The following is a 24,316-nucleotide window of genomic DNA, read 5'->3' on the forward strand; positions in this document are numbered from 1 at the left end:
ATATCAACATACGTCTTTTCAATAACGCGGCTCCGCGTTTCGCCGCATTCCGGCGATTCGCCGCGCTCGGCGCCTACCGGTCACCCGCGCCGCCGCGCTCCGGCTCGCCGGGCGCCGGCTCGATGTCGGGGGTGGCCGGCTCGATGCCGGCGTCGAGCGTGCTGCCGCCGGTGGTCGCCCGCTCGATGTCGGCGTCGAAGGTGCGGCCGCCGCGGTGGATGATCCAGGCGCCGACGCCGAGGGGCAGCAGCAGGACCGTGAACGCGCCGCGCAGCGAGCCGGACCCGCTGCCGCCGCCGAGCGCGTCGGAGGCGACCCCGACGAGGAACGGGCCGGCGGCGCCGCCGAGGGTCACGACCGCGTTGAGGACCGCGAAGCCCAGGCCGCGCCGGTGCGCCGGGACGACGTCGGCGTTGGCGGCGGTCAGGTTCGGGATCGCCGCGGAGAACCCGGCGTTGGCGATGAAGTACCCGGCGATCTGCACCGGCAGCACCGGCACGAGCGCCGCGACGGCCAGGCCGAGCGCGCCGATGAACAGGGCGGTGCCGGCCAGGACCATCCGCCAGCCGGGGCGCCGTCCGTGGTGGCGGTCGCCGTACCGGCCGCCGATGATCACGCCGAGGACGATGCCGACGCCGCCGACCCCGCCGGCGATCCCGGTCGCGGCCGCCTCCTCCAGGCCGAACTGCCGCTGGTAGAAGGTCGGCATCCAGAAGAACAGGCCGCCGAGGCCGAAGAACATGATGGTCAGGCCCGCGACGACCGACCGCAGCGTCGGGATCCGCACGAGCTGCCGCAGCTGCCGGTGTACGGGGACCGCCTCCTCCTCCGCGGCCGGGGCGGCGGGTGGCGCGGTCCCGGCGGCGAGGGCCCCGATCCGGTCGCCGAGCCCGCGGACCGGCTCGCGGACGGTGAGGCACAGCAGGGCGATGACCGCGCCGGGCACGGCGACGAACAGGAACGCCTGCCGCCAGCCGACCGCCTGCGCGAGCGCCCCGCCGACGAGGACCCCGACCGGGAGCCCGACGAAGTACCCGAGCCGCTCCAGGCCGTAGGCGCGGGCCCGGCCGCCGGGCGGGAAGTAGTCGGCGAGGAGGCTGGACGCGGGCGGGTTGTAGAGCTGCCCCGCCGCCCCGAGCAGCACCCGGATCCCGAACAGCACCGCGTACGACGTGGCCAGGCCCGTCCCGAGGGTCAGCAGCGCCCAGGTGCCGACGACCGCGGCGATGATCCAGTTGCGCCGGCCGGTGTCGGCGAGCCGCCCGGCCGGCAGCAGCAGCACGACCCCGGCGATGGCGCCGGCCGTCGGGATCGCCCCGACGGCCTTGTCGCTGAGCCCGAACTCCTCCTGGATCTGCGGCACGACCCCGGCGAGGAGGTTGTACTCGACCCGGTCGACGAACGCGACCAGCGCCACGCAGATCGCCGGCCACCACCCCAGCGGCGCGGTCCTCGCCGGGTCGACCGCGACCGGTGGCCGCCCCGCGAACGCCTCAACCCGCACCGTCTCGACGCCCACGCGGCCTCCTCAATTGGGAAACAGCGTTTCCCTCAGGGTCCTGGCGTCACGATATGCGCCGGGCCGCCCCACCACAAGATCGGTCCTCGCTCGCGTAGTAGCGGTACAGCAGGTACACCGACAGCGCGCACAGCAGATGCCAGGCCGCGTGCCCCTGGACCAGCGAGCGCGGGTCGCACAGCCAGGCCTTCGCCGCGTTCCAGATCCCGAACGCGACCAGGATCGCCGCGATCGCGCCGTACACGTACGCGCGCCGGCCGTCGCCGCCGCGCCGCATGACGCCCACCTCGACGGCCACGGCGGCGACGAGCAGCAGCCCGAACGCGGCGTTGCCCGGGTGCATGACGACGGGCAGCCGCGCGTCCCACGCCCCGGCCGCCTCGCAGCACGCGACCCCGCCCACGAACACCGCCGCCAGGGTCGGCGTGCCGCCGCGGGTCCGGCGCATGACGGCGTACGCGAGGACGAACGCGGCGACGAGATACATGCTCAGCAGGTCGAGGTGCCCGCCGAGCGCGCTCTGCGTCGCGTGCATCGCGGCGCTGCCCGGCCCGAGCAGCACCACGAGGCACGCGAGCGCCGCCGCCCGCCACCGCGGCCCGGACGCGCCGCCCCCGATGTCGGGCCGCGCCCCGGCGTGCCAGGCGATGAGCAGCCCCGCGACGACGAACCCGGCGTTGCTGAACGTGTTGGCCGGCTGCCTGACCACCCAGTCCCGGCCGGCCTCGCAGAACTCCGCCCCACGCCCGGCGTCGGCGCCGAGCCACCCCCGCCCGACCGCCGCGGCGAGCAGCCCGCACGAGACGGCCGCGACCGCGCCCGCGGCGGCGAGAGGTCTGAGATCACGCGTCACGCGCGCCACGATCCCACGTCGGGCGGTGCGGGGACGAGGTCACGGCCGGCGGGTGGACAGCGGCGGCGGGCGGTCGCGGGGACAGTTGAGGCATGTCGTATCAGCAGCACACCTACCAGCGGCCGCCGCAGCAGCTGGTGTACCAGCCGCCGCCGGTCCACCAGCAGCAGCCGGTGTACCAGCCGGCGCCCGCCTACGGGTCGTCGCCGTCGAGCGCGGTGCACTGGGTGGTGCCGGTCGGCCGGTCGTGGCAGTCGATCGTCGCCGGCTACGTCGCGCTGGTCGCGTGGCTCGTCTGGCCGCTCGGCCCGGTGGCGCTGGGGCTCGGTGTGTGGGCGTTCGTCAAGGCCCGGCGCGGCGGGCACGGACGCGGGCGGGCGGGGTTCGCGGTGGCCGTCGGCGCGGCCTCGACCTTCGCCCTGACCTGGGCCGTCATCGACGTCCTGACCTAGCCGCCGGGCACCCCCGCGGTAAGCCACGGAGACCTCCGGTCCGGTGCGGCGGCGCAGCCGCACCTCGCCGGAGGTCTTCTCGTCTGCCGGGCCGCCGTGCCGGTGACGCTCGCGGCCGGCGGTCCTAGACGCCGGCCTTGGCCAGGTCGGCCGGGGGAGCGGCGGCGGCGACGGCGGTGGTGGGGCTGCCGGGGGCGATCCGCAGGTGCACGGTGGCGCCGGACTCCAGGTTCAGGGCGAGGAACTCGTTGCGGGTCACGGTGACGATGACGTCCTGACCGGCGGCCGTGGTCACGTCGATGCGGATCTCGAAGCCGATCCGGGTGACGCGGGTGACCGTGCCGGTCACGTCGTCCGGGCCCGCCGGGGTGGTGCCGATCTGCAGGTCGTGCGGGCGGACCAGGTGGTCGCCGAGCTGGGTGACCGGGCCGAGGAAGCGCATGACGAAGTCGTTGGCCGGGCGGTCGTACAGGTCGTCGGGGGAGCCGATCTGCTCGATGCGGCCGTCGTTGATGACGACGATCTCGTCGGCGACCTCGAGGGCCTCCTCCTGGTCGTGGGTGACGAAGACGGTGGTGACCTCGACCTCGTCGTGCAGGCGGCGCAGCCAGTCGCGCAGCTCCTTGCGGACCTTGGCGTCCAGGGCGCCGAACGGCTCGTCGAGCAGCAGCACCGTCGGCTTGATCGCCAGGGCGCGGGCGAGGGCCATGCGCTGGCGCTGGCCGCCGGACAGCTGGGCGGGCAGCCGGTCGGCGAACTGGGACAGGTGCACGAGCTTGAGCAGCTCGTCGACGCGGGCCGCGATCTCGTCCTTGGGCCGCTTGCGGATCTGCAGGCCGAAGGCGACGTTGCGGCGCACCGACATGTGCTTGAACGCGGCGTAGTGCTGGAACACGAAGCCGACGTTGCGCTTCTGCGGCGGCAGGTCGGTGGCGTCGACGCCCTCGATCTCGATCCGGCCGGTGTCGGCGCGCTCCAGCCCGGCGATGATGCGCAGCAGCGTGGACTTGCCGCCGCCGGACGGGCCGAGCAGCGCCGTGAGGCGGCCCGACGGGATGCTCACCGACACGTTGTCGAGCGCGACGAAGTCCCCGAAGCGCTTGCCGACCCCTGCGATTTCGATGCTCAACGGTCTTCCTTCGGCCGGAGGACGGATACGACGATGATGCTGGCCACGGCGACGAGGGCGAGGAGGAACGCGGTCGCGTAGGCGCCGCCCTTGTCGAAGTTGAGGTACTTCTCCTCGACGACGAGGGGTGCGGTGCGGGTGGCCCCGAGGACGTTGCCCGACACGATCTTCACCGCGCCGAACTCGCCGAGCGAGCGGGCCAGGCTCAGCACGACGCCGTAGATGATGCCCCACTTGATCGAGGGCAGGGTGACGCGGGCGAAGGTCTGCCAGGCGTTGGCGCCGAGGCTGCGGGCCGCCTGCTCCTGCTCCTCGCCGATCTCCTCCAGGACCGGCACGACCTCGCGGATGACCAGCGGCAGGGCGACGAAGACCGTCGCCATCACCATGCCGGCCTCGGCGAAGATGATCTGCAGCCCCCAGCTCTCCAGGGTCGGGCCGAACCAGCCGTTGCGGCCGCCGTAGACCAGGACCAGCGACAGGCCGACGACGACCGGCGACACCGACAGCGGCACGTCGAGCAGGGCGTTGAGCAGGCGTTTGCCGGGGAAGTGGTACCGCACGAGCAGGATCGAGATGCCGACGCCGAAGACGGTGTTGATGATCACGGAGATGATCGCGATCTCCACCGACAGGTGCAGGGCGTGCACGATGTCCGGGTCGGTGAGGATGCCCTGCAGGTTGTCGAAGCCGTCCTTGAAGGTGTTCTGGCCCACGAGGTACACCGGCCAGGCGACCAGGAAGAACAGGTAGACGATCACGATCAGCCGCACGAGGTGGGCGACCGGCCCGCGGCGGCGGGTCCAGGCCTTCCCGGGGCTCTTGCGCGCGGGCGCGGGTTTGGCCAGGGTGTCAGCCACGGCGGACCGTCCTTCGCTGGATCACGTCGAGCGCGACGATGACGGCGAACGAGATCACCAGCAGGACCGTGGCGACCGCCGCCGCGTTCTCCAGGTGGTCGTTCTCGATGCTGCTGAAGATGCGCACGGAGGTGACCTCGGTGCGCATCGGCAGGTTGCCCGACAGCAGCACCAGGGAGCCGTACTCGCTGACGCCGCGGGCGAAGGACAGCGCCGCCCCGGCGGTGATCGCCGGGGTGAGGCTGGGCAGGATGACCCGCCGGAAGATCGTGAACCGGCTGGCGCCGAGCGACGCGGCGGCCTCCTCGACGTCCCGGTCGATCTCGGCGAGGACGGGCTGCACGGTCCGCACGATGAACGGCAGCGTCACGAACAGGAACGCGACGAAGACCGCGACCCGGGTGTTGGCGATGTCCACGCCGATGGGGCTGTACGGCCCGTACAGCGACAGCAGCACCAGACCGGCGACGATCGTCGGCAGCGCGAACGGGATGTCGACGAGGATCTCCAGGACCCGCTTGCCGAAGAAGCGGTCGCGGACCAGGACCCAGGCGATGAGCGTGCCCATGACCACGTTGACGAGCGTGACGCCGATCGAGGTGAAGATCGTCAGCTCGATCGCGGCGAGGGTCTGCTCGGCGACGATCGCGTCCCAGAAGCCGCCGAGGCCCTGCGAGCCGGCGACGGCGACGACCGCGGCGAGCGGGATGAGCACCAGGAGGCTGAACCACAGCATCGCGACCCCGAGGCCGAGCCCGGAGACGCGGGTGAGGGGGTGCCCCTGCGGCACGGCCGAGGCCGGCCGGCGGTTGCCCGCCGGCCGGCCCGGGTTTGCGGTCGCCGATGTCACTTGGATTTGCCCGACGCGGCGATGATCTTGACGATCAGGCCCTCTTTCTCGTCGAAGAACTTCTTGGAGAGCTTCGACCAGCTCTCGAAGTCCTTGTCGACGGTGAGCAGCTTCGCCGGCGCGGGGAACGGGCTGTTCGGGTCGATGGCGCCCTCGACGCCCTTGGTGTCCACGCCCTGGATGATGGGGCGGAAGCCCTTGAGCGCGAACTGGCGCTGACCGGCCGGGCTCAGCACGAACTCCAGCCAGTCCTTCGCCTTCGGGTCGGCGTTGGTGAGGATCGCGCCCGGGTTCTCGATGAGGATCGTGGTGTCCGGGTAGACCCAGTCGAGCTTCTCGCCGCTCTGCCGGGCCAGGATCGCCTCGTTCTCGTAGGCGAGCAGGACGTCGCCGGTGCCGCCGATGAAGGCGGTGGTGGCGTCGCGGCCGCTGCCGGGCAGCGCGACGACGTTGGCGAAGAGCTTGGTGAGGTACTCGCCGGCCTGCGCGTCGGTGCCGCCGTTGGCGGTGATGTGACCCCACGCGGCGAGGGCGTTCCAGCGGGCCGCGCCGGAGGAGGCCGGGTTCGGGGTGACGATGCCGATGCCGGGCTTGATCAGGTCGTCCCAGCCCTTGATGTTCTTCGGGTTGCCGGGGCGCACCGCGAGGACCACGACGGAGGAGGACACGATGCCCTTGTTCGGGCCCTGGTTCCAGCTCGGGTCGACCAGCTTGGCGTCGACCAGGCGGGTCACGTCGCTGGACACCGAGAAGTGCACGTAGTCGGCCTTGAGGCCGGCGACGACCGCGCGGCTCTGGTCGCCGGAGGCGCCGTAGGAGGTCTGGAACTTCACGCCCTTGCCGGCGGGGGTCTTGTTCCACTCCGCGGCGATCGCCTTGTTGGCGGCCTCGGGCACGGCGAAGCCGACGATGTTGAGCGTGGTGGACGAGCCGCTGGCCCCGGCCTCGTCCTTCTTGGTGGTCCCCGCGCACGCCGACAGCACGAGGCCGGCGGCGAGCATGAGAGCGGCGGTCGCTCTGATGGGGTGCTTCATGGGGAACCTGTCCTCCTGGTGTCGGCAGTGCGCATGGGGATCGTGCGTTCGGTGTCGTTGTCGGTGAGCAGGTCGGCGAGGGTGGCCTGGTCGACGATCGCGTTGACCGCGGTGTCGACGGACAGCCAGACCTTGCGCAACCCGCGCCCCACCCCGTCGTACGTGGCCTGGTCGGTGGGCAGGCCCCGCACGGTGGTCAGTGCGCCGTTCATGGCGCGGAGGATCTCGCCGACCGTGATGGCTGACGCCGGTCGGGCGAGGCCGTATCCCCGCTCCGTGCCGCGGTGGCTGTGCACGAGCCCGACGCGGCGAAGTTCGAGAAGGACCGTCTGCAGTGAACCGATGGACATCCGCTCGTGCCGCGCCAGCTCCGAGGCCGTGATGCGGCCCGGCTCCGCCGCGGCGATCGCGAGCATCGCCCGGATCGCGTAGTCGGCACGGACAGAGATGTGCAACCGGATCAGATCCCCCGCTGTACTGGCATTGCCTATCTTGTCTAGTTAGTAGGTAGGAATAGAATAGTTGCGGGACGCCCGGTGTCAAGACGTGTGGGTCTCGTTACATCGACCGGGGGTCAGGGGCGCTGCGCGCGCTCGCCTGCCAGCCGCACCAGGACAGGGTCGATGACCTGCGGATCGGCGCCGGCCAGCTGCCGCACGAGCGCCGCACCGGCGTCCCGTGCCACGACGACGGTGAGCCCCGTCGACGCGAACTGCGCGGGCGCGAGCCGGATGCCCTCGGAGTGCACCCCGTCGGTGGTGAGGACCACGACGCAGCCCACGCCGACGCCGGCGGTGCCCCAGCCGGTCGCGTCGACCCTGCGGGCGAGCTCCTTGAGCCGGATGTCGACCGAGGTGTTGGGCCGCCCGTCGGCGAACACCCGGCAGGGGTGGCCGTCGGCGCGGTTCAGCTCGTACGTGCCGGGGCGCACGCCGTCGAGCACGGCGAGGAGCACCACGCTGCGGTCGCACACCACCACGAACCGCGCGGCCCCGCCCTGCCAGGGCATCGCCCGGGCGGCGGGCAGCGGGCCGAGCACGTCGTCGAGCCAGTCCGGCGGGTGGCTGTCGTCGAGCCAGTACCGGTCCCGGAACCGCTCGAACAGCTGCCCGCGCTCCAGGTTGGCCCGCGCGGTCTCGGACTGGGCCATGTCCTGCCAGGCGTAGCGCTCGATCTCGTGCGTCGCGGTGACCTGCCCGCCGAACGCGACGAGGGTGGACAGCAGCATGGCGATGCCGGGAAGCGGGTGCTCGCCGATGCGCGCCAGCGCGAGCAGGCACGGCACCGCGTAGCAGACGAGGGTCGCCGCGGCGGCCGGGCCGAACAGCTTCGCCGTGCCGAGCGCCCGGCGCACGAGCACGGCCGCGCCGGGCGGCACCGCGAGCAGCAGCGCACTGCCCCACCAGGGCCAGTCCAGCAGCGCCAGTACGCCCAGGCCGCCGGCGAGCGCCGTCAGCCCAGCGGCGATGTTGCGGCCCAGGTCCGGGTCGGTGGTCGGCGGCTCGATCAGCCGCGGCCGGACCGCCGCCGACCCGGTGCGGGTCTCCTCGCCCGGCAGCACCTTCGTCGAGGCCGGCGCGGGGACCGCGAACGCGGTGGTGACGAGGTCCGCGGCGCGCAGCAGGTCCTCGCGCAGCCGCCGGGCGGACTCCTGCCGGCCGGCCGGGTCGGGCGACAGGGCCCGCCGCAGCACCGAGGCGACCGGCTCGGGGACGGCGTCCAGGTCGTGGCCCTGCCGTGGTGGCGCGCCGGTCAGCAGCGTGTGCAGCGTCGCGCCCAGGGAGTAGAGGTCCGAGGCGACGCTCTCCGGCTGGCCGGCGTGGACCTCCGGCGCCGTGTAGCCGAGGGTGCCCAGCCGGGCCGTGGCGGTGCAGCGGCCGTCGTCGCGGTGGATCGCGGAGATGCCGAAGTCGGAGAGCACCGCGGTGCCGTCGGCGGTCAGCAGGATGTTGCCGGGCTTGATGTCGCGGTGCAGGATGCGCTCCGCGGCCTCGTGCGTGTGGGTGAGCGCCTGGGCGACCTCCGCGCCGATGCGCAGCGCGTCGCGCACCGGCAGCGTCCGGTCCACCGCGAGGCGGTCCGCGACCGAGCCGTCGTAAAGGTCCATGACGACATAGCCGAGCCCGTCGGCGGTGAAGTCGGCCTCCAGCAGGCGCACCACGTGTGAGCGGCCCTGCAGGGCGCGCAGCGCCTGGACCTCGCGCAGGAAGCGCCGCCGGTCGGCGTCGTCGAGATCCCGCCGGTAGACCTTGATGGCGACGGCCGAGCCGTCCATGGTCGCCTTGCGCGCCCGGAACACGTGCGCCTGACCGCCCCGGGAACTGATCAGGGTGAGGTCGCGGTAACCGTGGATCTGCGGGTCGGTGACCATGGGGCCTCCCGGATGGCAGGACTGCGGCGAGTCTATCCGCCACCCCATCGACCACCGGCGGTTTTGCCGACCGTCCTCACACGATCTGCCACCCTCGGCCCCGTTGTGCGGCCTGCGCCCGATTGGCCGGGACGCGGCCGGCTGTTCATCTGTTGCATGTCTGGCGCAGCAATTTCGCGATGCATTTCTTCATTCACCGGTAAAAGGCTCACTGTTTCGAAGTGGTGCAGGTCAAAACGGTGAATTACGTCGTTCGGTGTATGTGCAATGGGCCGAATGGTCATCCCGTACTCAGGTAATGAGTATTGCGTCGGCACGATTCATCCGTCGTTCATTGATGTACTACTCGGCAGTAGTTCGTCACTGCGAAAGTCGGCGCCGCATTCAACTTCGAGTGCAAGGCGGAAAGGTCATGGAATGCGACAGATCAGTAAGGTCGGGCTGGGGGTGGCGGGGGTAGCGGTGCTCCTGTTCTCCCAGGCCACCGCAGCTCACGCGGATGTCGCCGCGCAGGGCGCCGACATCGTGGGTATCGGTTCCGACACCATCCAGTACGCGGCCGACTTCCTCGCCGACGGCGACTACCAGGGCAACCCCGGCTTCAACGCCGCGGGCGCCCGGGTGTTCAGCTTCGACGCGACCGGCGACGCCAGCGGCAAGCTCACGGCGGGTGCCACCGTCGTGCTGCGCGGCGGCAACTTCCCGGTCACCCGGCCGAACGGCTCCGGCGGTGGTCTGACGTACTTCACGCAGACCGACACCGGCGCCACCAAGAAGGTCCAGTTCGTCCGCAGCTCCCGCAAGCCCACCAAGGCCGAGGACGACCGCGCGGTCGCCAACGGCTGGGGTGGCCTGCGCTGCTACCAGCTCGGCCTCGACGGTCTGAAGATCGCCGTGTCCAAGCTGACCGCGACGAACGCCGGCACCAGCGGCATCAGCGCCGCCGACCTCAAGAAGATCTACAGCAGCCCGCCGCAGATCACCACCTGGGGTCAGGTCACCGGCTACAACGGTCCGAACCCGGGCGCCACGATCGTCCCGATCCTGCCGCCCGCCACGTCCGGCACCGAGCAGTTCTTCATCGCCCAGATCGGTCTGACCGAGGCCCAGGTGCGCACCACCGCCGAGGGTCTGGTCCGCGCCGAGGAGCACGACCCGTCGGTCGTCCAGAACAACGCGAACGCCATCGCGCCGTTCTCGACCGCCCGCCTGGTCATGATCCACAACGGGTACTTCAACAACGGCACCGCGCAGGACCCGATCACCCTGCAGTCCGGCGGTTCCGCGTTCGACGTGACCCGCCCGGTCTACTTCATCGTGCGCAACAGCGAGATCAACAGCTCCTGGAACAAGGCGCTGTTCGCACCGGGTGGCTTCCTGTCGCAGTCGTTCCTCGCTCAGCCCCTGATCGAGGACTCGGCCGGCTTCACGTACCAGTACGCCGACGCGGGTCTCTGCCACACCGCCTGATCAGCGCGATCAGGCAATGCCATTCCCTTCGAAATTGGAGTCCCAGTTGAAGATTCGCTCAAGGTCCCTGATGGTCGGGGCGGCAGCCCTGGCTGTCGCGGCCAGCGTTCTGGTGGGGGGAGGTGTCGCCCACGCGGCGGTGACCCCGGGCTTCGAGCCCGACCCCAACGCGATCGGCAGCATCACCCTGTACAACGCCAGCGGCGCCGTCATCACCGGCGGTAGCCTGAGCGCCAGCCCCATGGTGGCGTTCGCGGCGGCGTCCGGCGCGGGTCGCACCGGGGACACGAGGGCCTTCCTCCGGGTAGCCACCCCGAAGGCGGCCACGCCGACCGACCAGTTCCTCTCGGCCGTCGTCACCAACACCACCAATTTCCCGAACACGAACGCCCCGGCGCCGCTCAACGCCCTGACGACCCCGCTCGTCAGCGCCACGGCCGGCACCTCGCTCGCGTCCTACATCGCGAGCAACCCCAACACCGAGACGGCCGCGAACCTGGCGAACATCTACCAGCTTCGGCTCATCACGACCGCTCCCGGCCAGTCCCCGGACGTGAACTACTTCCGCGTGGACATCCAGGTCGACACCGCCGCCGGCACGTGGACGGTCGTCCACCCGGCTTCGGCGACGGCCACCACGACCACGCTGACCGCCAGCCCGGCCGGCCCGGTCAACAGTGGCACCGCGGTCACCCTGACCGCGAACGTCACCCCGGCCAACACCGCCGGTTCGGTGCGCTTCTTCGACGGCGCGACGGACCTCGGTGCGGGCACGTACAACCCGGCCACCGGCAACGCGACCATCAGCGTCACGCCCACGGTCGGCAGTCACTCGCTCACCGCAGTGTTCTCCCCGAGTGACACCTCCGCCTTCACCGGTTCCACCTCCACGGCGCTGCCCTTCACCGTGAACGCTCCGGGCACGCCGACCACCACCACGCTGTCCACGAACCCGCCCAGCGGGACCGCGGCCGGCAGCGGTGGCTCCCTCGACGTGACGCTCTCGGCGAGCGTGGCCCCGGTCGGCACCGCCGGCTCGGTCCACTTCTTCGACGGCGCCACCGACCTGGGCGCGGGCACCTACGACGCCGCCACCGGTGTGGCGACGCTGCAGAAGTCCCTGGCCACGGGCAACCACCTGCTCATCGCGACGTTCACCCCGAGCGTCGGCGGCTTCCAGTCGTCGTCCTCGGCGATCCTGAACTACGCGGTGGTCGGTGCGAACTCGGCGGCCGTGCCGCTCGACGCGCAGAACGACACCGACCCGTTCGCGGGTGCGCTGGTCCTCCAGGTCGCGGCGGGCACCGCCGTGCACCTGACCCAGATCCCGGTGAACGACCCGAACGGTCACCCCGCGCAGGCGACCGACCCGACGGGTCACCGGCACGCCTGGGTGTTCACGGGCAACTTGACCGGTGTTTCGGTCAACGACACCCGTCCCACCCAGGACGGCTGGACCCTCAACGGGCAGGCCGCCGACTTCCACAACGGCCCGACCGTGGTGCCCGCCGCCAACCTCGGCTGGATCCCGGCTGCCAGCGGCGGCGACGCCGAGGGCACCGTGGCCGCCGGCACGGCGGTCGACTCGAAGCTCAAGACGGCCACCAGCAACGGTCTGCAGACCAGCAGCCAGTTCGCCAAGGCCGCCCCGGGCAACGGGCTCGGCACGAAGAACCTCACGTCCGCTCTGGAGCTCCGGATCCCGGACACCTCCCCGACCGGTCTCTACACCAGCACCCTCACGCTGACGCTGGTCAGCCCCTGACGGGTGCCATAACGAAGAAACGCCAGGTCGGCCCGGGCGATCCCGGGCCGGCCTGCGCGCCATAGGACGAACGAAGACGACGGACGGGAACCCTGGAATGAGACGCCTGATCGCTGCGGCCGCCACCATCGCCGTGCTGCTGACCCCCGGCGCCGCGCACGCCGAGCCCGCCGGGCCCGCCGACGACGGCAACCGCGCCTGGTCGCTGCGGCCCGGCACGCCCGAGGGCAAGCCGGACAAGCGCACCCACTACACGCTGCAGGGCACGCCCGGCGCGGCAGTGGAGGAGAAGGTGCTGGTCACCAACAGCAGCAAGGTCACCGCCTCGTTCGTCATCTACGGCACCGACGCGTTCAACACCTCGACCGGCGCGTTCGACCTGCTGCCGGCCGCACAGAAGCCCGTCGACATCGGCTCGTGGATGCAGTTCCCGGCCTCGACGATCACCATCGACGCCGGCGCCACCGTCGCCGTGCCGTTCAAGGTCGCGGTCCCGGCGAACGCGACCCCCGGCGACCACGCCGGCGGCGTCGTGGTGTCCCTCGCCACCGGCACCGACGTCAAGGTCGACACCCGCGTCGCGGTGCGGCTCTACCTCAGGATCGCCGGGCTGCTGCGGCCCGTCCTCGCGGCGACCAAGGTCGAGGCCGGCTACGCGGGCGTGACCAACCCCTTCGGCACCGGCAAGGTGTCCGTCACCTACACGGCGGAGAACACCGGCAACATCCGGCTGCAGAGCCGCGCGAAGCTGGTCGTGAAGTCCGCGCTCACCGGCATCACCCTCGCCGAGAAGAAGCTGCCCGACCTGGCCGAGCTGCTGCCCGGGCAGCGGGTGCCGCACGAGGCCGACGTCGACGGCGTGTTCCCCGCAGGACCGCTGACCGTCCGGATCGAGCTGGAGCCGTTCGGCGACCCGGAGCAGCCCGTCGGCCAGGCCGTGCCCCGGGGCGAGGGGCACACGACGATCTGGGCGTTCCCGTGGCTGCTGCTGCTCGCGATCCTGCTGCTCGGCACCGGCGCCGGCTTCCTGGTGCGCCGCTGGCTGCTGCGCCGCCGGCAGGCCCGCGCCGACGCCGCCGCGCTGGAGCGCCGCCGCGAGCGCAAGGCCGCCGCGAGGGAAGCCGCCGCCAAGGAGGCCGCCGCCAAGGAGTCGAAGGCCGGAGCGTCCGCATGACCCGGGCGCCACGACTGCTCCGGTCCGTGTTCGCCGCGTCGGTACTGGCGGCGACGACCACCGCCTGCACCGCCGCGCACGCCGAGGCGGTGCCGTACACCGACAGCCGCTCGACCGGCGGGATCGTGTTCTACGACAAGGACGGCACGGCGGTCACGTCCGGGAAGACCACCGACCGGCCGTTCGTGGCGAAGGCCGTCGGACAGGTCAGGGCGCCCGAGCCCTACGACAAGGACGGCCGCAAGGCGACGCTGCTGGCGTTCCTGCCGCGCAAGGACACCGACCCGGCGCAGTGGCACGGCCGGTTCATGACCGGCGCCAGCGCCTACCCCGACGCCGCCCACCCGACCGTCGTGTCGCCCGCGGAGGCGGGCTCCCTCGCGGAGTTCCTCGAGGTGTACCCGACCCAGTGGAACGGCCTCGTCCAGCTGCGCATCTACCTCGGCGTGCCCGGCGAGGCGACGCTGACGACCAGCTACACCAGCGCCGACATCAAGGTCACCGGCGGCACCTGGAGCGTGGTCCGCACCGGCCCGGCCGGCGCGCTCGGCGCGCCCGGCGGGCTCCGTGCGGCGGGCGCGTTCGGCGCGGCCGCGATGGCCCGCGAGGACGGCTCGGCCGGGGTGCCGATCGAGGTCCGGGTCGGCGGCAGCAACAGCCCCAGCCCGTCGCCGACCGGTGGTGGCGGCGGCGGCCCGCTGCCGCGGACCGGCACCGACGTGATGACCCTCGCCGCCGGCGGTCTGCTGCTGGTCGGCGCGGGTGTCGCCGCGGTCCTGCTCGGCCGGCGCCGTCGCGCCGTCACCATCACCACCGCCCGCCCCGAGGAAGTGGCCGAATGACCACCACGCCGACCGAGGAGTCCTACCCCCACGGGCAAAAGCCGCCGCAGTACGCGCCGGGATGGGCGAAACCGGAGCCGGACACGCTGACCCAGGACACCGTGCCGCAGGGCTACGGGCTCGTCCCGGAGCCGCGCCACCAGGCGCCGCGGGCCATGGCGCCGGCGCTGCCGCTCGCCACCCTCGACGCGCGGGCGATCTCTGCCTGGTTCGGCGCGCGCAAGGTCCTGGACCGGGTGTCGCTGACGATGCAGCCCGGCCGGGTCACCGCGCTCATCGGCCCGTCCGGCTGCGGCAAGTCGACGTTCCTGCGGATCCTCAACCGGATGCACGAGCTGGTGCCGTCGGCGCAGCTCGCCGGCGAGGTGCTGCTCGACGGCGTCGACATCTACGACACCGGCCGCCGCCTCACCGACGCCCGCCGCCAGATCGGCATGGTGTTCCAGAAGCCGAACCCGTTCCCGACGATGAGCATCTACGACAACGTCGTCGCCGGGCTCAAGCTCACCGGCGTGAAGGTCCGCCGCTCCGACAAGGACGACCTGGTCGAGGAGTGCCTCATCAAGGGCGGCCTGTGGCGGGAGGTCAAGGACCGGCTGCGCTCGCCCGGCGGCGCGCTGTCCGGCGGGCAGCAGCAGCGGCTGTGCATCGCCCGGTCCCTCGCCATCCGCCCGCGGGTGCTGCTGATGGACGAGCCGTGCTCCGCGCTCGACCCGACCTCCACCCGGGTCATCGAGGAGACGATCGCCGAGCTCGCCGCCGAGGTCACGATCGTCATCGTCACGCACAACATGCAGCAGGCGCACCGCGTCTCGCAGCAGTGCGCGTTCTTCCTCGCCGAGCACGGCACCCCCGGCGCGATCGTGGAGAGCGGCGAGACCGAGCAGATGTTCGGCGCGCCGGTGGACCAGCGCACCTCCGACTACGTCAACGGCCGGTTCGGATGACGCCGCCGCTGCCGCAGGGCACCGAGGACGCGCCGCGGTCCCTGGCGTCGGCGCGATCGCTGCAGGACCAGGTCTTCCGCGGCGGGTCGCGGGGCGTCGCCATCCTGGTCACGGTCATCTTCGGCGCGATCGGCTTCTTCCTGGCGCTGCAGTCGGTGCCGACGCTGGAGCACTACGGCTGGGCGTTCTTCACCGAGAACGAATGGCTGCCCGAGCGCGACACCGTCGGCATGTCGGCGGTGCTGCTCGGCACGCTGCTGGTGAGCCTGATCGCGATGTTCACCGCGTTCCCGCTCGCCCTGTCGTGCGCGCTGTACATCACCGAGTACGCCACGCCGGGGCTGCGCAAGTCCCTGGTGGCGATGGTCGACCTGATGGCGGCCGTGCCGAGCATCATCTACGGGCTGTGGGGCGTCTTCCTGTTCGGCCCGCAGCTGATCCCGGTCGCGCACTGGCTGCACCAGAACCTCGGGTTCATCCCGTTCTTCGAGGTGGACACGGACCCGGACGCGCCGGTCTGGGCGCAGTCGCAGTACACCCAGTCCGCGTTCGCCGCCGGGCTGGTCGTGGCGATGATGGTCATCCCGATCGCGTCCGCGGTGATGCAGGACGTGTTCGCCCAGGCGCCGGTCGGCGAGCGGGAGGCGGCCCTCGCGCTCGGCGCGACCCGCTGGGGCATGATCCGCACCGTCGTGCTGCCGTTCGGCCGGGGCGGCATCGTCGGCGGCACGATGCTCGGGCTCGGCCGGGCGCTCGGCGAGACCGTCGCCGTGCTGATGACCATCAGCTTCGCGTTCGACCTCAAGATCCGGGTGCTGGAGAACGGCACGATCACCGTGTCGTCGCTCATCGCCAACCGCTTCGGCGAGGCGACCTCGGCCCAGCTCGCGGCGCTGCTCGCGGCGGGCTTCGTCCTGTTCGTCATCACGGTCGTCGTGAACACGTTCGCCGCGATCATCGTCAGCCGCGGCCGCAGCGGCGCGTCCACCGAGATCTAGGCAGGGCAGGAGCGTGACCATGACGAGCACCGCGACCCGCACACCGGACGCCGCGACCACCGCGAAAGCTCCGCAGCCACCCGAGCGCCCCCGCCGGTTGCGGGCGCGCACGCTGGACGACAAGCTCAGCCTGATCGGCGCGGCGGCCGGCTCGCTCGCGCTGACCTGGGTCCTCTACGGCAAGATCCTGCCGTTCTCCGGGACGCTCGGCTTCATCATCGTCTGGTACGTCGTGTTCCTGCTGATGTACGCGACCGTCACCAGCCTGTCCAGCCCGCGGCCCGTCGTCGTCGACCGGCTGGCCGGCGCCATGGTCCAGGCGGGCGCGGCCGTCGTCGCCGTCGCGCTGCTGTCGACCGTGTTCTACACCTACATCCGCGGCCTGCCGGTGGCGCTGCACCTGAACTTCCTGATCAAGGACATGAGCGGGGTGCGGCCGACCGCGCCGCTGGACGAGGGCGGCATCCTGCACGCGCTCGTCGGCTCGTTCATCGAGGTCGGCATCGCGCTGGTGATCTCCCTGCCGCTCGGCCTGGTGACCGCGGTCTACATGGTCGAGGTCGGCGGGCGGCTGTCCAGGTTCGTGCGGACGATCGTCGAGGCGATGACCGCGGTCCCGGACATCCTCGCCGGCCTGTTCGTCTACACCACGCTCGTGGTCGCCTTCGGCTTCCCGAAGTCGGGCCTCGCCGCCGGCCTGGCGATCGCCGTGACCATGGTGCCGATCATCGCCCGGACGTCCGACGTGGTGCTGCGGGTCGTCCCCGGCGGCCTGCGCGAGGCGGGCCTGGCGCTCGGCGCGTCGCAGTGGCAGGTGGTCCGCCACGTCGTGCTGCCGACGGCCCGCCCGGGGCTGGCCACCGCGGTCATCCTCGGCGTCGCCCGCGGCATCGGCGAGACCGCGCCGGTGCTGATCGTCTCGGGCGCGTCGACGTTCCTCAACTTCAACCCGATCGAGAACACGATGAACTCGCTGCCGCTGTACATCTTCGTCGGTGTCCGAAGTGGACAGGACGCGTTCATCGACCGTGGGTTCGGCGCCGCGGCCGTCCTGCTCACGGTGGTGCTGATCCTCTTCGCCGTGGCCCGCTGGCTCGCCCGGCCGAAGGTGTGACCCCGATGCTCCCGACCACCGACCGTCACCGAATTGGACGAGGAACAATCGTGCAGACTCCTGTCACCGCCGGCCGGCGGACCGCCCGGGCGGCCGCAACGGCGGCCGTGCTGGCGCTGGTCCTGAGCCTGGTCGCGCCGGCCACCCCGGCCGCGGCGGCCGGCCACGCCCGCATCACCGGCACCGGGTCGTCCTGGAGCGCCAACGCGCTCAACCAGTGGGTGGCCGACGTCCGGAAGCAGAACCTGCAGGTCGACTTCACCGCGACCGGCTCGGCGACCGGCCGCAAGGACTTCGCCGCCGTCGCCAACGACTTCGCGATCTCCGACATCGGCTTCCGCGGCACCGACCCGACGACCGGGCAGCGCGACGACGCGCAGGGCCGGCCGTTCGCCTACCTGCCGATCGTCGCCGGCGGCACCTCGTTCGTCTACCAGGTCCGAGTCGGTGGCCAGCTGGTGCGCAACATCCGGCTGTCCGGGCTGTCGCTGGCGAAGATCTTCCTGGGGCAGATCACCAACTGGAACGACGCGCAGATCACCGCCGACAACAACGGCCGGAAGCTGCCGTCGCTGCCGATCATCGTCGTCGTGCACTCCGAGGGCTCCGGCTCCACGGCCCAGTTCACCTCGTACCTCGCCAAGCAGTACCCGGACCTGTGGCGCACGTACAGCGGCATGACGGAGTTCACCGAGTACTTCCCGACGACCCCGAAGAGCGGCACCCGCAACAAGGTGATCTCGGTCAACGGCTCCGACTCGGTCATCAACACCGTCACCGCCGGCTCCAGCAACGGCGCCATCGGCTACGACGAGTACTCCTACGCCCTCGGCGCCGGCTACCCGGTCGTGGAGCTGGAGAACCAGGCCGGGTACTTCACCAAGCCGACCGACTTCAACGTCGCCGTCGCGCTGCGCGTCGCCGACATCAACATGGACAAGTCGGACCCGCTGAAGTACCTGCTGCAGAAGCTGGACCGGGTGTACGTGAACCCGGACAAGCGCACGTACGCGATGTCGTCCTACTCGTACATGATCCTTCCCGTCGGCAACGACGCCAAGATGAACAGCGAGAAGCGCCAGACCCTGGTCGACTTCATGAAGTACTCGATCTGCACCGGGCAGGCCTCGATGGGCGTCGCCGGCTACTCGCCGCTGCCGGTCAACCTGGTGCGGGCGGGCTTCGACCAGCTGCAGAAGCTCAAGGACATCGACCCGGCGGTCACCTTCTCCGCGCAGCCGGTCAACACGTGCAACAACCCGACGTTCAAGCCCGACGACCCGAACGGCAACCACCTGGCGGACATCGCGCCCAACCCGCCGGACTGCGCGAAGCGCGGCAGCGGGCCGTGCACCGGCAACGGCTCCCCGACCGGCACCGGCAACACCGGCACGAACACCGGCACCAACGGCACCGGCAGCGGGAACGGCCCCGGTACCGCCGCCAACCCGTCGGCGTCGGGCTCCGCGCCGGCCGGCGCGGTGATCGACCCCGACACCGGCGAGGTCATCAGCGGTGGCACCGGCGGCGGCTCGGGCGGCGGGGACGTCAACGCCGTCGGCGTGCCCAACGACCTGGCGGCGTTCAAGACGGGCAAGCACATGAAGGTGCTCGGCCCGGCCGCGGCGGTCCTGCTGCTGTTCGTCGTCTTCGGCCCCGCGGTCTTCGGCCGCTGGCTGCGCCGCCGCCGGGAGGAGTCGTGAGGCGCCGCCGCGTCGCCGCGTTCGCCGTGGTGCTCGTCTGCGCGGGGCTCGTCCTGCCCGCGTCCGGGTTCACGGCGCCGACCGACGAGGTCCTGCCCGAGTTCACCGGGTCCAAGACGATGGCCCGCACGCACATCGAGGCCGACGGCACGCCCGTCACGCTGCAGTCCTACACCGTCACCGCGAAGGTCACCCAGGTCAGCAACCTGCGCAACCGGCAGCAGATCGGGGTGAGCTGGACCGGCGCGCATCCGACGCTCGCCACGTCCAGCAACCCCAACAGCGTGCAGGCGCCGCTGCAGGAGTACCCGGTCGTCGTCATGCAGTGCCGGGGCGCCGACACCCGGGAACGCCCGCTCGACCCGTCGACCTGCTGGACGCAGAGCGTCGAGGAGCGCCGGTACACCGACCCGACACTGCAGTTCCCGCCGTGGCGGCTGGACCAGTACGAGAGCGCCGCCAACCGCAGGGCCGGTGTCGGCGTGCCGGCGTCGCTGCCGCCGACCTGCGACCTGTCCGACGTCACGTTGCCGTCGCGGTTCGTGCCGTTCGTCGGCCCGGCGCCGCAGAACACCGTCTACTACCCGCTCAACCGGCGGGAGAACGAGTCCTGCGGCCCGGTCCTCGCCCCCGACATGGTCAACGTCGAGGACAAGGACGCCACCCCGAACAACACCACGTACGCGTCCAGCAACGCCGACGGCGCCGGCAGCATCAAGTTCGTCGTCACCACCGACGAGTACAACCAGTCGCTGGGCTGCTCGATGACCGTCGTGTGCACCCTGGTCGTGCTGCCCATCATCGGCGTGAGCTGCGACCTGCAGGCCAAGGACCTGCCCGCCGCCGACCGGCCGACAGCCGTGGACGTCCGGTTCTCGGGCGAGAAGTGCAAGAAGACCGGGCGCAAAGGCGTCGGGGAGTTCTACGACAACAACGACCCCGACCAGGTCGACGTCGCGGTGACCGGGAAGTTCTGGTGGAGCGCCTCCAACTGGCGCAACCGGATCACCGTGCCGCTGTCCTTCGGCCCGCCCGGGAACCTGTGCGCGCTCACCGACTCCACCGCGCCCCTGGACCTGTTCGGCTCCGAACTGATGATCCAGGCGACCGACCAGTGGTCGACGGCGTTCTGCACCGACCCGGCCCGCTTCAAGTTCCGCCACGTGCGGCTCGGCGAGCCCCAGGCGAAGTCCGCGCTGGTCGCCAGCGGCGCCAAGGCGGCACTCGTCAGCAGCCCACCGGCGGAGCCGTACCCGATACCGACGGTCAGCGCGCCGATCGGGGTCACCGGCTTCGCGATCAGCTACGTCATGGACGACGCGGCCGGCAACGAGTACAAGGACCTCAAGCTCAACCCGCGGCTGCTGGCGAAGATGCTCAGCGAGTCCTACCCGACGAAGAGCGACCTGCGCGGCGCCTACGGCAAGGCGGCGGACGACGACCCGTACAAGGCGATGGCGGGCAACCCGCTGACCGTGTCGATGGACCCGGAGTTCAAGGCGCTCAACCCGGCCGTCGGCGACGCGTTCGCCAGCGTGCTGAGCTCCTCGGCGCTGCTGGCGCTGTCCGGCAACTCCGACGTCATGTACGCGCTGTCGGCCTACCTCGACGCCGACCCGGAGGCGCGGGCGTTCCTCGACGGCACCCCCGACCCGTGGAACATGGTGGTGAACCCGCAGTACAAAGGCATCGCGCTGCCCAGGACGAGCTGGCCGCTGCTGGACTCCTTCGTGTCCGAGCACTTCACGCCGTACACCGGCTGCTCGGAGCCCGAGTTCACCGACGACCTGGCGCAGATCCCGTACCTGCCGCTGCTCTCCGCGCCGGTGCAGGACATGGGCAACATCGCCCAGCGGGTGCAGTACGCGCTGTCCAACGCGCACGTCAACTGCGTGCTGCTGCGCGGCGCGGACGGCCTGCCGATGGGCGTCAACATGGGCGCGATCGGCCGGCAGGAGTTCCGCGGCCGCTTCATGCTCGGCGTCACCAGCCTCGCCGACGCGGACTTCTTCCAGCTCAACAAGGCGGCGCTGCAGTCGCACTCGACGGTGCCGGCGAGCGAGCGGATCACCGGGCGGCAGGGGCGCACCTTCGTCGAGCCGACCGAGGACTCGATGCGGCTGGCGATGAAGTTCGCCAAGCAGGACACCGCGACCAACACCTGGCTGATGCAGTACGACAAGCTGGTCGGCGCCGACGCCGGGGGCGCCTACCCGGGCACCATGCCCGTCTACGCCACCATCCCGACCGGCAACATCGGCGCGGACGACGGGAAGAAGCTCGCCCAGCTGCTGCGGTTCGCCGCCGCCGACGGCCAGATCCAGGGCCTCGGCAACGGCCAGCTGCCGCCCGGCTACCTGCCGATGACCGCCGCGAACGGGCTCGGCGACTTCGTCGCCTACACGCTGCGCGCCGCCGACGCGGTGCAGGCGCAGGCCGGCACGGTGCCGCTGATCGGGGGCGGCAACGCGCCCACGACACCGCCGCCCACGACCGGCGGCACCGGCGGGACCGGCAGCGGCGGCGGCGCCGGCAGCGGCGCGACCGTGCCGGCCGCGGGCTCGCGTCCGTCCGGCGCCGCGCCGTCGGCGTCCACGCCCGCACCGCCGGCGGCCGAGCCGCGGGCGTCCGGGTTCACCGCCGGGCTGTCGTCCGCGCTCGCCGCGTGGGCGCTGCCGATCGCCGTGGTGATCGCGCTCGCCGCCCTGCTGATCGGCTCGGTGACCCGCGTCGTGACGTTCGTCGTGACCTGGTGGAAGGCGACATGACCGCTGTAGTGAACCCGCCGCGGCACCTCGCCGCCGACGATGACGACTTCGACGACGACGACTTCGACGACCTGCCGGAGCCGGTCAAGCTGACGAAGGTGCCGGTGCCGGCGGCGGTCACGATCGCCGTCCGGTCGCTGCTGACCCTCGCGCTGCTGTCCGGCTGGCTCGTCGCGTACGCGCTCGGCGTGAGCGCCGTGCAGCAGTCCCGCACCCAGCAGCAGCTGTACAACGGCTTCCGGGAGAAGGTGGCCCTGGCGACCGCGCCGATCGGCGGGGAGATCGAGACCGGCACCGCGGTCGCGGTCATCGAGGCGCCCGGCATCGGCCTGCGCCAGGTCGTCGTCGAGGGCACCTCGTCGGGGGTGATGCGCGACGGTCCGGGGCACCGCCGGGACACCGCCCTGCCCGGCCAGCCCGGCACGTCCGTCATCTACGGGCACGCCGCCTCGTTCGGCGGCCCGTTCCGGCGGATCACCGAGCTGCAGGCCGGCGAGAAGCTCACCGTCACCACCGGTCTCGGCATCATGCAGTACGAGGTGACCGGCGTCCGCCGGGAGAAGGACCCGCTGCCGGCCCCGCTGGCCGCCGGCGGCGCCCGGCTCACCCTGGTCACGGCGGAGGCCGACGGGTGGCGCAGCGGCTGGTCGCCGAACCGGGTCGTCTACGTCGACGCGGTGCTCAAGAGCGGCGACGTGCAGCCCGGCCTGCCGGGCCGGCCCGCGTCGGTGCCGGTCGCCGAGAAGGCGATGCAGGCCGACCCGGACGCCCTCGTGCCGCTGGTGTTCTGGCTGCAGCTGTTCCTGTTCGCCGCGCTCGGCCTCACCTGGGCCCGCCAGCGCTGGGGCGGCCTGCAGGCGTGGTTCGTCGGCCTGCCGGTCCTGCTCGCCTGCCTGTGGGGGACCGTGGAGACCCTGTCGTTGTTCCTGCCGAACCTGTCCTGAGGGGTCTATGCTCGCTGCCGGTTTGCTCGGACGGCGGGGGAGTGCGTGATGGCGCGGGTGGCATGGACGGACGTCGAGGACGAGCTCACGGACGCGATCGGGCAGCTGCGGCCCGAGGCGGCGATCACGCTCACCGCGAGCGACGACGTCTACGTGCAGTTCATCCGCTTCAGCCACGGCATGCTCCTTCCCGGGCCGTCGGTGTTCGCGCTCACCGGCCCCGCCCCGCACGTCGCCGGCGGGCTCGCGGCGCTCGGGTGGCGGCCGGAGCAGGACGCGCCGACGCTCGGCCGGCCGGAGGTCCCGGCGCCGGTCGCCCCGGCCGCCGCCCGCGAGCTCGCCGGCGTCATCGTCCGGACGCTGCGCGACGTGCACGGCGTCGCCGAGCCGGCGCGGCTCACGTACACCTCCTTCGACAACAACGGCATGCGGGCGCCGCGGCTGCGCACGATCGCCGCCGGGGACGGGCAGGAACCCGCGGACGACCCGGACCCCGCCACGCGGCTGCCGGCGCCGGCACCGCAGTGGCGGCAGCTGTGCACGGTGCTCGCCGGCGGGCTCGGCGCCTGGTCGGACCTCGACTTCGGGCGGCTGGTCCCCGAGCAGGGCTGGCGGCAGGAGGGCGAGGACTTCCTGACCGCCACCGGCGAGCGGGTCGCGGCCGAGCGCTACGACGCGGGGCGGCGCGGGCACGGCGAGATCAGCTCGCTGAGTGTGCGCCGGGCGGCCGGGGAGGCCGGCGTCGCCGAGGACTTCCGCCGGGCGCTCGCCGCCGCGGTCGCGGTCCTCGGGCATCCGCCGATCGTCGGCGACGAGGGCCGGGCACCGTTCGCGCGCTGGCGCGGCGAGCACACCACGCACACCCTCACCGCACTGTGGGGCAGGACCGTCCGGCTGCGGGTCGAGCCGACCGGCCCCCGCGAGACCGTCATCCACAACAACCAGAAGTGGATGATGTCGCCCGACGACTGGGCCCCGGCCGAGCTGTGGTTCACCGAACCCGACGTCGAGGCGCCGGAGGCCGGGGCCCTGAACGGGATGATGACCTACCCGCACTCGCGGTCGGAGACGCTGGACGGGACGCTCGGCGAGCTGCGCGCCCTGTTCGCGTCGTGGTGCGACGCGTTGCCGCTGCTGCAGCCGTACGCCAGCAGCGCGCACTGGCGGCTGCTGCGCGCGGGCGGCGACATGGTCGCGGACGGCACGTTCACCGCCACCCGGGTGACGGCCAGGTTCGGCTGGTCCGACCAGTTCGGCGACCGGGTCGACACGGTGCCCGGCGGGGACGCCGCCGCCGACCTCGCCGCGCGGGTCGCGGCCGCCTTCGCCCGCGCCGGCGTCACCGCCCCCGGCGACCTCGACGGCGGCGCCTGGTCCGACACCCCGTCGGAGCGGCTCGACGCGATCCGGCTCACCCTGGGCCGGGGGGGGGGGGGGGGGGGGGGGGTTGTTTGCGGGGGGGGGGGGGTAAGTGTTGTGGGGGTGGGGGATCATGTTGGCGCATAAACAATAGAAAGAGAAGG

20 protein-coding genes are annotated in these 24,316 nt (G+C 72.1%); 12 read left to right on the forward strand and 8 right to left on the reverse strand.

What is annotated here, in order from left to right:
* Positions 1 to 73 precede the first annotated feature (73 nt).
* Both ACZ6TV_RS25720 and ACZ6TV_RS25725 read right to left on the reverse strand, forming a co-directional pair.
* Positions 74 to 1,519, reverse strand: coding sequence for an MFS transporter (locus ACZ6TV_RS25720; RefSeq protein WP_465299802.1), 1,446 nt, complete (start codon positions 1,517 to 1,519; stop codon positions 74 to 76).
* 46 nt (positions 1,520 to 1,565) lie between these two features.
* Entirely contained in the window at positions 1,566 to 2,372 is an 807-nt protein-coding gene (locus ACZ6TV_RS25725) for a ceramidase domain-containing protein (RefSeq protein ID WP_465299803.1), read from the reverse strand.
* 92 nt (positions 2,373 to 2,464) lie between these two features.
* On the opposite strand from ACZ6TV_RS25725, the gene ACZ6TV_RS25730 reads away from it, so the two are divergent.
* Entirely contained in the window at positions 2,465 to 2,824 is a 360-nt protein-coding gene (locus ACZ6TV_RS25730) for a hypothetical protein (RefSeq protein ID WP_465299804.1), read from the forward strand.
* 124 nt (positions 2,825 to 2,948) lie between these two features.
* Here ACZ6TV_RS25730 and ACZ6TV_RS25735 read toward each other — a convergent pair whose 3' ends face one another.
* From ACZ6TV_RS25735 to ACZ6TV_RS25760, 6 genes are all read right to left on the reverse strand, one after another.
* Complete coding sequence (locus ACZ6TV_RS25735; RefSeq protein ID WP_465299805.1) at positions 2,949 to 3,953, reverse strand: sulfate/molybdate ABC transporter ATP-binding protein; 1,005 nt, start codon at positions 3,951 to 3,953, stop codon at positions 2,949 to 2,951.
* Positions 3,950 to 4,813: a sulfate ABC transporter permease gene (locus tag ACZ6TV_RS25740; protein WP_465299806.1), complete on the reverse strand. Its 864-nt coding sequence runs from the start codon at positions 4,811 to 4,813 to the stop codon at positions 3,950 to 3,952. Before ACZ6TV_RS25740 ends, ACZ6TV_RS25735 begins: the two co-directional genes overlap by 4 nt.
* Entirely contained in the window at positions 4,806 to 5,663 is an 858-nt protein-coding gene (gene cysT, locus ACZ6TV_RS25745; RefSeq protein WP_465299807.1) for a sulfate ABC transporter permease subunit CysT, read from the reverse strand. The genes ACZ6TV_RS25740 and cysT overlap by 8 nt, the downstream gene beginning before the upstream one ends.
* The gene (locus tag ACZ6TV_RS25750; protein ID WP_465299808.1) at positions 5,660 to 6,697 is read right to left on the reverse strand and encodes a sulfate ABC transporter substrate-binding protein; all 1,038 of its coding nucleotides are present in this window, start codon (positions 6,695 to 6,697) and stop codon (positions 5,660 to 5,662) included. The genes cysT and ACZ6TV_RS25750 overlap by 4 nt, the downstream gene beginning before the upstream one ends.
* Positions 6,694 to 7,152 (reverse strand): RrF2 family transcriptional regulator, encoded by a 459-nt coding sequence (locus ACZ6TV_RS25755; RefSeq protein WP_465299809.1) that lies wholly within the window; start codon positions 7,150 to 7,152, stop codon positions 6,694 to 6,696. The genes ACZ6TV_RS25750 and ACZ6TV_RS25755 overlap by 4 nt, the downstream gene beginning before the upstream one ends.
* Positions 7,153 to 7,271: 119 nt before the next feature.
* Positions 7,272 to 9,068, reverse strand: a complete 1,797-nt coding sequence (locus ACZ6TV_RS25760; RefSeq protein WP_465299810.1) for a serine/threonine-protein kinase — start codon at positions 9,066 to 9,068, stop codon at positions 7,272 to 7,274.
* A gap of 417 nt (positions 9,069 to 9,485) precedes the next feature.
* Here ACZ6TV_RS25760 and ACZ6TV_RS25765 point away from each other — a divergent pair, with 417 nt between their 5' ends.
* From ACZ6TV_RS25765 to ACZ6TV_RS25815, 11 genes are all read left to right on the forward strand, one after another.
* Positions 9,486 to 10,538 (forward strand): PstS family phosphate ABC transporter substrate-binding protein, encoded by a 1,053-nt coding sequence (locus ACZ6TV_RS25765; protein ID WP_465299811.1) that lies wholly within the window; start codon positions 9,486 to 9,488, stop codon positions 10,536 to 10,538.
* 70 nt (positions 10,539 to 10,608) lie between these two features.
* The gene (locus ACZ6TV_RS25770) at positions 10,609 to 12,303 is read left to right on the forward strand and encodes an Ig-like domain repeat protein (protein WP_465299812.1); all 1,695 of its coding nucleotides are present in this window, start codon (positions 10,609 to 10,611) and stop codon (positions 12,301 to 12,303) included.
* A 97-nt stretch (positions 12,304 to 12,400) separates the two neighbouring features.
* A complete protein-coding gene (locus tag ACZ6TV_RS25775; RefSeq protein WP_465299813.1) occupies positions 12,401 to 13,477 on the forward strand; it encodes a WxL protein peptidoglycan domain-containing protein in 1,077 nt (358 codons plus the stop codon).
* On the forward strand, positions 13,474 to 14,319 hold the full coding sequence (locus ACZ6TV_RS25780) for an LPXTG cell wall anchor domain-containing protein (protein ID WP_465299814.1): 846 nt from the start codon (positions 13,474 to 13,476) through the stop codon (positions 14,317 to 14,319). Before ACZ6TV_RS25775 ends, ACZ6TV_RS25780 begins: the two co-directional genes overlap by 4 nt.
* 155 nt (positions 14,320 to 14,474) lie before the next feature.
* Positions 14,475 to 15,266, forward strand: coding sequence for a phosphate ABC transporter ATP-binding protein (locus ACZ6TV_RS25785; RefSeq protein WP_465299850.1), 792 nt, complete (start codon positions 14,475 to 14,477; stop codon positions 15,264 to 15,266).
* Entirely contained in the window at positions 15,263 to 16,264 is a 1,002-nt protein-coding gene (gene pstC, locus ACZ6TV_RS25790) for a phosphate ABC transporter permease subunit PstC (RefSeq protein WP_465299815.1), read from the forward strand. Before ACZ6TV_RS25785 ends, pstC begins: the two co-directional genes overlap by 4 nt.
* A gap of 19 nt (positions 16,265 to 16,283) precedes the next feature.
* Positions 16,284 to 17,378, forward strand: coding sequence for a phosphate ABC transporter permease PstA (pstA, locus tag ACZ6TV_RS25795; RefSeq protein ID WP_465299816.1), 1,095 nt, complete (start codon positions 16,284 to 16,286; stop codon positions 17,376 to 17,378).
* A gap of 50 nt (positions 17,379 to 17,428) precedes the next feature.
* Complete coding sequence (locus ACZ6TV_RS25800) at positions 17,429 to 19,081, forward strand: substrate-binding domain-containing protein (RefSeq protein WP_465299817.1); 1,653 nt, start codon at positions 17,429 to 17,431, stop codon at positions 19,079 to 19,081.
* Positions 19,078 to 21,849, forward strand: coding sequence for a hypothetical protein (locus ACZ6TV_RS25805; protein WP_465299818.1), 2,772 nt, complete (start codon positions 19,078 to 19,080; stop codon positions 21,847 to 21,849). The genes ACZ6TV_RS25800 and ACZ6TV_RS25805 overlap by 4 nt, the downstream gene beginning before the upstream one ends.
* Complete coding sequence (locus tag ACZ6TV_RS25810) at positions 21,846 to 22,793, forward strand: sortase (RefSeq protein ID WP_465299819.1); 948 nt, start codon at positions 21,846 to 21,848, stop codon at positions 22,791 to 22,793. Before ACZ6TV_RS25805 ends, ACZ6TV_RS25810 begins: the two co-directional genes overlap by 4 nt.
* 48 nt (positions 22,794 to 22,841) lie before the next feature.
* Entirely contained in the window at positions 22,842 to 24,299 is a 1,458-nt protein-coding gene (locus ACZ6TV_RS25815; protein WP_465299820.1) for a TY-Chap domain-containing protein, read from the forward strand.
* Positions 24,300 to 24,316: the final 17 nt, after the last annotated feature.

Source organism: Dactylosporangium sp. NPDC051087, from assembly GCF_055586325.1.

Excerpts from the sequence above, each read along its gene's own strand:
- pstC (WP_465299815.1), top strand. The coding sequence starts at position 15,263 with ATGACGCCGCCGCTGCCGCAGGGCACCGAGGACGCGCCGCGGTCCCTG.
- ACZ6TV_RS25785 (WP_465299850.1), top strand. The coding sequence starts at position 14,475 with ATGGCGCCGGCGCTGCCGCTCGCCACCCTCGACGCGCGGGCGATCTCT.
- ACZ6TV_RS25750 (WP_465299808.1), bottom strand. The coding sequence starts at position 6,697 with ATGAAGCACCCCATCAGAGCGACCGCCGCTCTCATGCTCGCCGCCGGC.
- ACZ6TV_RS25730 (WP_465299804.1), top strand. The coding sequence starts at position 2,465 with ATGTCGTATCAGCAGCACACCTACCAGCGGCCGCCGCAGCAGCTGGTG.
- ACZ6TV_RS25765 (WP_465299811.1), top strand. The coding sequence starts at position 9,486 with ATGCGACAGATCAGTAAGGTCGGGCTGGGGGTGGCGGGGGTAGCGGTG.
- ACZ6TV_RS25815 (WP_465299820.1), top strand. The coding sequence starts at position 22,842 with ATGGCGCGGGTGGCATGGACGGACGTCGAGGACGAGCTCACGGACGCG.
- ACZ6TV_RS25770 (WP_465299812.1), top strand. The coding sequence starts at position 10,609 with ATGGTCGGGGCGGCAGCCCTGGCTGTCGCGGCCAGCGTTCTGGTGGGG.
- pstA (WP_465299816.1), top strand. The coding sequence starts at position 16,284 with ATGACGAGCACCGCGACCCGCACACCGGACGCCGCGACCACCGCGAAA.
- ACZ6TV_RS25775 (WP_465299813.1), top strand. The coding sequence starts at position 12,401 with ATGAGACGCCTGATCGCTGCGGCCGCCACCATCGCCGTGCTGCTGACC.
- ACZ6TV_RS25810 (WP_465299819.1), top strand. The coding sequence starts at position 21,846 with ATGACCGCTGTAGTGAACCCGCCGCGGCACCTCGCCGCCGACGATGAC.
- ACZ6TV_RS25760 (WP_465299810.1), bottom strand. The coding sequence starts at position 9,068 with ATGGTCACCGACCCGCAGATCCACGGTTACCGCGACCTCACCCTGATC.
- ACZ6TV_RS25780 (WP_465299814.1), top strand. The coding sequence starts at position 13,474 with ATGACCCGGGCGCCACGACTGCTCCGGTCCGTGTTCGCCGCGTCGGTA.